7 protein-coding genes are annotated in these 8903 nt (G+C 70.7%); 6 read left to right on the top strand and 1 reads right to left on the bottom strand.

What is annotated here, in order from left to right:
- Positions 1-31 precede the first annotated feature (31 nt).
- On the bottom strand, positions 32-1402 hold the full coding sequence (locus KALB_RS19475; RefSeq protein ID WP_236650363.1) for a serine hydrolase domain-containing protein: 1371 nt from the start codon (positions 1400-1402) through the stop codon (positions 32-34).
- Between the two features lie 694 nt (positions 1403-2096).
- On the opposite strand from KALB_RS19475, the gene KALB_RS19470 reads away from it, so the two are divergent.
- The 6 genes from KALB_RS19470 to KALB_RS19445 all read left to right on the top strand — a co-directional run bounded on the left by KALB_RS19470 (position 2097) and on the right by KALB_RS19445 (position 8803).
- A complete protein-coding gene (locus KALB_RS19470) occupies positions 2097-2897 on the top strand; it encodes a class I SAM-dependent methyltransferase (protein WP_042220557.1) in 801 nt (266 codons plus the stop codon).
- A gap of 242 nt (positions 2898-3139) precedes the next feature.
- Positions 3140-4189, top strand: a complete 1050-nt coding sequence (locus KALB_RS19465; protein ID WP_025357389.1) for an LLM class flavin-dependent oxidoreductase — start codon at positions 3140-3142, stop codon at positions 4187-4189.
- A gap of 153 nt (positions 4190-4342) precedes the next feature.
- Positions 4343-5017, top strand: coding sequence for an HNH endonuclease family protein (locus tag KALB_RS19460; protein WP_025357388.1), 675 nt, complete (start codon positions 4343-4345; stop codon positions 5015-5017).
- Positions 5018-5157: 140 nt separating this feature from the next.
- Entirely contained in the window at positions 5158-5991 is an 834-nt protein-coding gene (locus tag KALB_RS19455; RefSeq protein ID WP_025357387.1) for an endo alpha-1,4 polygalactosaminidase, read from the top strand.
- A 185-nt stretch (positions 5992-6176) separates the two neighbouring features.
- Entirely contained in the window at positions 6177-8246 is a 2070-nt protein-coding gene (locus KALB_RS19450; RefSeq protein ID WP_025357386.1) for a hypothetical protein, read from the top strand.
- Positions 8243-8803 (top strand): hypothetical protein, encoded by a 561-nt coding sequence (locus KALB_RS19445; protein ID WP_025357385.1) that lies wholly within the window; start codon positions 8243-8245, stop codon positions 8801-8803. Before KALB_RS19450 ends, KALB_RS19445 begins: the two co-directional genes overlap by 4 nt.
- The last annotated feature ends 100 nt before the right edge of the window (positions 8804-8903 follow it).

Raw genomic sequence — 8903 nt, 5'->3', positions numbered from 1 at the left:
GAGCCGCTGGAACGGACGGACCGGGGGGTGACTACTGGCGGCGGGCGAGCCGGCCGCTGAGCTGCATGCCGGTGATCCGCGCGGTGAACTGGTCGCGCAGGAAGCGCCCGGCCGGGATGCGTTGGCCGGTGCCCAGTTCGGTCAGGGTGAAGGTGAGGCAGTCGTGCACGGCCAGCTCGGCGATCGGGTTGCCGTCCACGACAAGCCGGGGCGGACCACCGGGTTCGGCGACCACGGTGTACTCGGTGTCCCCGTTGAGGTAGCGGCCGACGCACTCGACGGGCAGCGGGATCGCACGGCCCCGTCCGGGTGGCTCGGTGTACCGACCGGCAGGCAGTCCCAGCTCCGGCAGCTCCGACACCAGCGCCTCCCACAGGGCCAGACCTGTGGTGGAGTTCGTGGTGAGCGCGACAACCGTGCCCGCGGCCGGGTTGATCCGCAGGTGGCACCAGGTGCCGTCGGAGGTGCCGTCATGGCCGAGCCATTCAGTGCCGCCCTGGCGGAACAGGGCGAACCCCAGTCCCCACCCATCGGCAAGGCCGAACGGTCTGGCCCGCTCCACCGGCTCGCGCATCTCCTTGGCCACCGCGGCGGACAGCAGTTCCCCGTCGGTGTCGGCCAGGTGCAACCGCCCGAACGCGACCAGGTCCAGGGCGCTGAGCGCGAGGGCGCCCGCGGCCGCCTCCGCGGGCGCCAGCACCTGGTCCACGGCGCGGACCGAGCCCGTCACCAGGTTCACCGAGTGGCCGGTCACGATCGGCGCGGTCGGCCGGGCCGCGGTCGGTCCGGCGATGAACACCGGGTCAATTCCCAGTGGCCGCAACAGGATCGTGTCCACCGCCTCCCACCAGCTCATCCCGGTTGCCGCCTCGATCAGCCTGCCGACGAGCACGTACCCGGCCGTGGAGTAGGAGAACGACCGGCCGGGCTGGTCCACCAGTGGCAGGCGCTCACAGCACTCGGCGACGTAGCGGCGCGCGGAGAGGGTCAGTGCGAACTGCTCGTCCAGTTCCCCGGCCAGCCCACCGGTGTGGCCGAGCAGGTGGCGCAGGGTCAGCTGGTCACCGAGCCCATGGCCGAGTTCGGGCAGCGGGCCGTTCACCGGCTGGTCCAGGTCGAGATCCCCGTCGGAGACCAGGATCATCGCCAGGGTGGCGGTCAGCGCCTTGGTGATCGACCCCACCGGCACCTTGTCGTCCCGGCCGAGGTCGCGGCGGGTGGCGTGGTCCTGGACCCCGAACTGCGCGTGGCGCAGCCGTTCCCCGTGCAGCACCGCGAGTTGGGCGCCCGGCACGCCGTGCCGGGCGCCCAACTCGGCGAGTCTGGCGCCCAGGAGGTCCTGGTCGGTTCCATCCGGACGGTCCGCATCCCGCTGGGCAGCGGGCAGGCCCGAGCATGACACGTTCGACAACACGGAATACCTTCCCCAAGAGGTGGTCAAATCGCCGGACAGTCAGTGAGCTATTCACCACTGACCCCCAGGGCACTCGTCGGCCGTGACGATTACCTCGCCAACGGTCCGCCTCACGCCTTCATGCCCAGCGATCCGCACTACCGACAGTTGGGGCCACCACAACCGTCGCCGTCCACTTTCCACAGTCCCGTGCCGTTTCCTTGAGCGCTACCGCCGAACGGTGGAAATCGCTGCGCGAATAGCACATCTCAGGATTTCGCGACGCAAGTTGCTCCAGTCGGGTGGTTTTATCGCACGAAAACCGCATCCATGCAGGTAGTGACTCCGCAGGCATTCACAGCGACACTCCGTGCAGCGCAGGTCACATGAAGCCAACTTGACATCGACCAATGACGAGCAGTACTCGGAATTGTACCCCGTCAACGGTGAATGAGCGCCACTATTAGTTCCGAGGTGAACATTGCGTACCAGAACCGCACCCACCGCTTTCACCCGCAACCGCGAGCGCAGACTTCCGGAACTAGCCCGACCAGGATTCGTCAAGGAAGCGGGTGATTGATTCGAACACATGGCGAGTTTGAGCGGAACCCGAGGCGATTCCAGCGACACCCGCCCCGGGCCGCCACTCGACGAGTTCCCGCCGACCGTTGCCTAGTGGGCATCCGCCCACTAGAGTGGGCACATGCCCACTATGGAGAGCGAGCCTCATCGCGCACGGAAGATGGCGGAGTCGTTCGGGGTGGACGCCGACCGCTACGACCGGACCCGTCCCCACTACCCCGACGCACTGGTGGAGCGGATCACCGCCACCAGTCCCGGCACCGACATCCTCGACGTGGGCGCCGGTACCGGTATCGCCGCGCGGCAGTTCCAAGCGGCCGGGTGCACGGTACTGGGCGTCGAGCCCGACGCGCGGATGGCTGACTACGCCCGCCAGCGGGGACTTGAGGTCGAGGTCGCCCGCTTCGAGGACTGGGATCCCGCCGGGCGCGTGTTCGACGCGGCCATCGCCGCCACGGCCTGGCACTGGGTCGACCCGGTCGCCGGAGCAGCCAAGGCGGCCCAGGTGCTGCGTCCCGGCGGCAGGCTGGCGGCGTTCTGGAACGTGTTCCAGCCGCCGCCCGAGGTGGTGACGGCCACCGCCGAGGTCTACCGCCGGGTGGTGCCCGACTCACCGTTGAGGTTCAACGCCCAGTCGGCGGGGCAAGACTCGAACCCGTACCAGGCACTGCTCGACAAGGCCGCCGACGGGATGCGGCAGGCGGGCGGGTTCGGCGCCCCGGAGCAGTGGCGGTTCGACTGGGAGCAGAACTACACCCGGGACCAGTGGCTGGACCAGGTCCCGACCCACGGCTCCGCCACGCAACTCCCGCCGGACAAGCTGGCGGAGGTGCTGGCGAGCATCGGGGCCGCGGTCGACGCGGTGGGCGGCAGCTTCACGATGCACTACACCACGGTGCTGATCACCGCGGCACGAACCTGAGTGGCTCGGGTACGAGTCAGCCGTCCTGGTCCACCGCGGTGATCACGGCAACGCGGTCGGTATCCGAGGGATCCTCGGCTGCGCTCAGCACGGCGCCGCGAGTTGGAGGGCGGCAGCGGCCCCGTCGGCGTCGCCCAGCAACTCCTTGCAGAACGGCGCACTGCCAGTGGCCGACCTAGCATCGCTGGCCCGCCGCTGGCGGACAGGGAATACCACCTGATCCCGCGGCTGTTGAGCGGGAAGTGAGATCAACGCGGTTCTCGGTGCTCGACCGGTCCCTGGTCCGGCAGGGCCAACCGCCCGCGCAGGCCCTGCGCGACACCGTGCGGTTCGCCCAGCAGATCGAGGACCTGGGCTACCACCGGTTCTGGGTGTCCGAACACCACAGCGTGCCCGGGGTGGCCGGATCGGCGCCGACCGTGCTCGCGGCGGCGGTCGCCTCGGCCACCGCCACGATCCGGGTCGGGACCGGTGGGGTGATGCTGCCCAACCACCAGCCGCTCGTGGTGGCCGAACAGTTCGGCGTGCTGGAGAGCCTGTTCCCGGGGCGGATCGACCTCGGGCTGGGCCGGTCGGTGGGCTTCACGGACGGGATCCGGCGCGCGCTGGGGCGGGACAAGGCCGCGGCGGAGCAGTTCGGGACGCAGGTGGCCGAACTGCTGGGTTACTTCACCGGCGACCAGCGCAGCCATCCCGGCGTGCACGCGGTACCGGCCGAGGGGCTGTCGCCGGAGGTGTTCGTGCTGGCCACCGGGGCCGGGGCCGACCACGCGGCCGTGCTCGGGCTGCCGCTGGTGATCGCCGCCGTCGGCGACGAGCCGCGCATGCTGCGACTGATCGACCAGTACCGCGACCGGTTCCGGCCCGGCCCGTGGTCGGCGCAGCCGTACGTGGTGGTCAGCACCTCGGTGGCGCTGGCCGACACCGCCGAGCGGGCCTGGCGGATGTTGCTGCCCGAGGCCTGGTCCACGGTGTACTCGCGGACCCACGGGGTGTTCCCCCCGCTCCTGCCCGCCGGGGAGGTCCTGGCCTCGCCGATGACCGGCCGCGAACGCGAACTGCTCGACGGGGCCGTGCGCGGACAGGTCCACGGCACCGAGTCGGCGGTGGCCGCCGCGCTCGACGGGCTGATCAGTCGCAGCGGTGCCGACGAGGTGCTGGTCACCCTGTCGACCTTCGACCAGCAGGAGCGGCTGGAGTCCTACCGCCGACTGGCCTCGCTACTCCCGGAACTGCCAGGGCCACAACCACCGTCCAGGTTGGCGCTCGACACCCGGCCCGGTGTCCGGTGAGGCAGGGATGATCACCAGCGGGTGATCGACTGCGCTGTTCGGTTGCGGCTCCGGGTGATCCACCTCCTGGCCGCCCCACGCTCCCGGTGAGACGGCCAGGGTGAAGCCGACACGTCCCGGATTCCTGCTGGGACGGTGGTGAGGAGGATCCGCATGGTGACAACCAGGTTCGCCCGAGCGATCACGGCCGCCGCCGTGGCCCTCGCGACTGCCTTCACCGTCACGACAACACCAGCGCACGCCGACCCCGCCGCCGCCACGACACCAGTAACGACCCGGCAGCTCCCACCTCCCCCACCCGCCGCCACCGCGCGCACGGAGCTGGCCGAGTTGGTGATCGAGCCGCCGCATTCGATGGCCGGGTACTCGCGAAGCCGGTTCCCGCACTGGAGCAGCCAAGGCGGTCGCTGCGACACCCGCGAGGTCGTGCTCGCCCGGGACGGGCAGGACGTGCGGACCGACGCCGAGTGCCGCGCCGTGTCGGGCACCTGGTGGAGTCCCTATGACGGCAAGACCCTCACCTCGGCCTCGCAGCTGGACATCGACCACATGGTGCCGTTGGCAGCGGCCTGGCGCTCCGGTGCCGACACCTGGACCACCGACCGCCGCAAGGCCTTCGCCAACGATCTGGTGCACTCCCAGCTGATCGCGGTGTCGGCCAGCTCGAACCGTGCCAAGGGCGATCAGACACCGGACTCCTGGCGGCCGTCCAACACCGCCTACTGGTGCGAGTACTCCCGCGCCTGGACCGACGTCAAACACGTCTACGGCCTGTCGATCACGGAACCCGAGTATGCCGCACTGGACCTGATGCTCGGCTTCTGCTGAGCAACCGTCGGGAAGGCACTGGTTCGGCTCGTCCGTGGCGCCGCGGCTTGGCGTCACGGACGAGCACCACACAGGCTCGTCAATGGCATCATCCTCACCTGGAGAGGACAACCCGAGGCAGCAGACGGAGAGGGCCCCAGGTGGACAGACGCGCCGCGCTGTTGTCGACCAGCACTGTGATCGCGGTGGGGCTGCTCGCCGGATGTTCCCCGTCAACGCAGCCACCCGCCGCACCCACGGCACCACTCGCACTGCCCGGCGACGCGCGGTTCGACTACCAGCTCGGCGGGGCCTACCCTCCGCCCTACGGGACCCAGCTGGTGGTGCGCGACAGCACGGCCACACCGGCTGCTGGGCTGTACAACATCTGCTACGTCAACGGGTTCCAGAGCCAGCCCGCTGACCGCCGGGACTGGCTGGAACAGCGCAGGGACCTGGTCGTCAACGGGGTCGATGGTCAGCCGCTCGTCGACGAGAAGTGGCCCGAGGAGCTGATCCTGGACACCTCCACCGAGGCGAAGCGCAAGCGACTGGTCGAGGTGGTCGAGCGCGGCGTGAAGGTGTGCGCGCAGAAGGGCTTCCGGGCCGTCGAGATCGACAACCTGGACTCGTACAGCCGGTCCGGTGGCCAGCTCAGGGCCGAGGACAACCTGGCGCTCGCCACGGCGCTGGCGCAGGTCGTGCACGCAAACGGCATGGCGATCGGGCAGAAGAACGCCGCCGAGTTCAGTGCGAAAGGCAAGCAGGCCGGGTTCGACTTCGCGGTGGCCGAGGAGTGCGTGCAGTTCCAGGAGTGCGGTTCGTACACCGAGGTCTACGGCGACCACGTGATCGACATCGAGTACACGGACAACCTCGACGGCGAGTTCAGCCAGGTGTGCGGCCGACCCGGCACGCCGAAGGCGACCATCCTGCGGGACCGCAAGCTCGTCGCGGCGGGCGACCCGGCCCACGTGTACCAACGCTGCCACTGACCTCGCGGTGACGTCCGGGTGACGGTCCCGGTGAACGCTCTCCCCCGTGTCGACGGACACCAGTGCGTTGCGGGGAGGTCGGAGTCGCCGTGCCTGATCATGAGCCACCACGACCGGCCGACCACCTCCGAGCAGGCACCCCGGGGACACCCCGCACCCCGGCCTCCGCGTACGAAGCCAGCCGGATGGCCCAGGAGCTCTCCCGTGTCCTCCCGCCCCGCCCGGCGGCCGACATCGCCGCCACCACCCCGGCGGAGGTCAAGCGGGTCGAGGACTTCACCGGGATCTCGGATGCCAACCGGTTCCAGCTCATCCAGGTGCTGCTGGACCAGACCTGGGTCGGACCCTACGACGAGGCGGCGCTGGAACGCCTGTGGGACGGACTCGACGAGGCCGGGCTGATCCGGTTCACCGCGGCCCACCCGGGTCTGTGGCGCGACTGCGTCGACCGCGGCGCCGAACTGACCGAGCTGCGCGTCTACCGCGCCATCCAGAACCGGTTCCGTGAGGACGTCACCGCGCTCGCCCGGCACTACCTGTCCGGCAACGAGACGCTGGTGCACCACGAACTGGACGCGCTGGGCCCAGGCGAGGTGCGCCCCGGACCGCAGCAGACCAGTCGGATCAGCGCTGTGCAACAGGTCGCCGCCTCGGTGGCCAGGTTGCAGCACGCCCAGGAGGCCGCTCGCCAGGCGCGGGTGGGCTGGCGGATCGGCGACGGCGGCGAGGTCGACGCGGACTGGACAGGTCGGCAGGTCAAGTACCAGGTGCCGTTCCAGCCCGGCGCGCCCCCACCGCTGACCGTCGAGCCGGAGGACCTGCCCTACGGGGATGTGCTGGTGTACCGGATCAAGCCGTACGAGGAGCTGAACCGGCGCCACGCCGAGGCTTCCGAGCAGATCGGCAGGCTGGTGGGCGCCAACCCCGTGCTGTTCGGCCTGGCCCGCGAGCGCTCCAGCGCGGCGACCGGCGCCTTCGTCACCGAGTCCGACCCCGCGCGGGCCAGGAAACTGGTCACCGAACCGCTGCGCAAGGTCCTCGCCGACATCGCCGCCACCCGCACGGCTCTCGGCGGCGACCTGGACCCGCTCGACCTCACCCCGCTGCACCAGCAGCTCTACCGCGGTCAGGCCGCGGTCGGCGGTTCCACCTGGACCGAGGGGTTCCGGCACCAGGTCGCGGTCGACACCGTCGCCGAGCACGCCGTGCACCGTGCGCTGGTGCGGCAGCTGTTGCAGGCCGGGGAGCAGCTGGTCTTCGCCATCGCACTGGTCACCGGCCCGGTGCTGGCCCTGCTGCTGGTGGGTCTGGGCACCGCGGCCGCGGGCTGGCAGGCGCTCGACAGCTACCGGGAGGCCCAGGCGGCGACCGCCGCCGAGGGCACGGCCGTGCGGCCGGGTACCGAACTGGTCGACCCCGGCAGTGCGGAGTTCGCGCGGATGACCGCGGAGGCCGACGCCGTCGCGTTCGCGCTGGCGGTGCTCGCCCTGGGCGCGACCGCCGCGGCGGCGTGGGCCGCGCGCCCGGGTGTGCTGTCGCCGCACGAGCAGTTGCGTGCACGGTTCAAGCAGGAGGGGCTGTACACCGCCCCGGTGGGGCAGCTGTTCGCCGAGGCCGATCCTGCCATCATGGCCGCGGTGGAGCGGACCCTGGACCTGCCCGCCGCGCAGCGGGCTCCCCGGCTCGACGCACTGGTCCGGTGGGCGAGGAGTCGGCCGCCGGTCCCGCTGAACCTGGAGGAGGGCACCGTGTTCGGCAGGGGCGGCACGGGTTCGGTCGCCGAGGTACGCGGCCGACCCGACCTGGCCAGCAAGTTCGGCGCCGGTCGGGCAAGCAACGAGGCGCGGGCGATGGTGGAGCTGGAGCTGGCCGGGATCCCGACGGTGTACGTGGCGGAGGGACGCACCGCGACCGGTGCCCCGCGCCTGATCCTGCGCAGGATCGACGGGGTCGGCAGCAAGGAGATCATCGGACGGCTCAGCTCGCCCGCGGCCGATCCCGAACTGGCCCGGGTGAACGCCCAGTACGTCACCGAGCGGACCATCGCGGACCTGGAGAACATCCACCGGAAACTCAGCGAGGTACCGATGAACGTCGGTGACTTCCAGTTCATCATCCGCAAGTCCGACGGGGCGGTGTTCGTCAACGACCCGGTCGCGATCACCCTGGGCAGGCCGCCCAGCCCGAAGATCCGCGACATCATCAACAGGTTCCGCAGAGTGCTGCGACTGCGCAGGGAAGGGCAGGCACCGTGACCACGGACGCACAGCTCGCCGACCGGCTGCCGCTGGCCCGGCGCGAGCTGCTCGGCAGGGCGATCGGCCGCAGCCTGGTGGAGGTCGAGCGCGTGACGGCGACCCCGGTGGAGGAGTTCGTGCAGGACGGTGGTGCGGCGCCGGACTACCTGGCCAAGCTCTCCGGCCCGACCCAGCTGACCTTCTCCGGTGGCCTCGTGCACAGCCTGGCGGTCTGGCCGAGCCAGCTCTCACTCCTCGTCGAGGACAGTCCCCTGCCGGAGGACCCGTACGCCGACCGGTACCGGTTGTCCGAGCTCGGGGCGCCGTCCTGGTTGCGCGCGTTGGTCGGGCTGACCGTTCGTGACGTGCGGGTACACCTCTACCAGGACGAGGTCCCCTCCGACGAGGCCAGGCAGGCCGCGGTGTCCTACGTCTTCGACGAGGGCACGGAACTGTACTACTGCGTCTACCTGCACGGCCGCATGGACGGGGACGAACTGCTGCTGCCCGGCGAGGTGATCCCGGAGGCGGTCGCACGATCGGTCTCGTTGTCCGCCAGCACGAACTCACCGTGAACGGTCCGCGGGCACCGGCGGCCAGCGAGGATTCGCCGTGATCCCGAGCCGGTGGGCGGTCGAGCGGACGTTCGCCTGGCTGACCCCGCACCACCGCCTG

This window comes from Kutzneria viridogrisea DSM 43870, assembly GCF_000525635.1.
Classification (GTDB): Bacteria; Actinomycetota; Actinomycetes; order Mycobacteriales; family Pseudonocardiaceae; genus Kutzneria; species Kutzneria viridogrisea.
This window is presented reverse-complemented; position numbering and strand designations above follow the sequence as displayed.

Coding starts and splice junctions, on each gene's coding strand:
- KALB_RS19460 (WP_025357388.1), top strand. CDS start 4,343: ATGGTGACAACCAGGTTCGCCCGAGCGATCACGGCCGCCGCCGTGGCC.
- KALB_RS19450 (WP_025357386.1), top strand. CDS start 6,177: ATGGCCCAGGAGCTCTCCCGTGTCCTCCCGCCCCGCCCGGCGGCCGAC.
- KALB_RS19470 (WP_042220557.1), top strand. CDS start 2,097: ATGCCCACTATGGAGAGCGAGCCTCATCGCGCACGGAAGATGGCGGAG.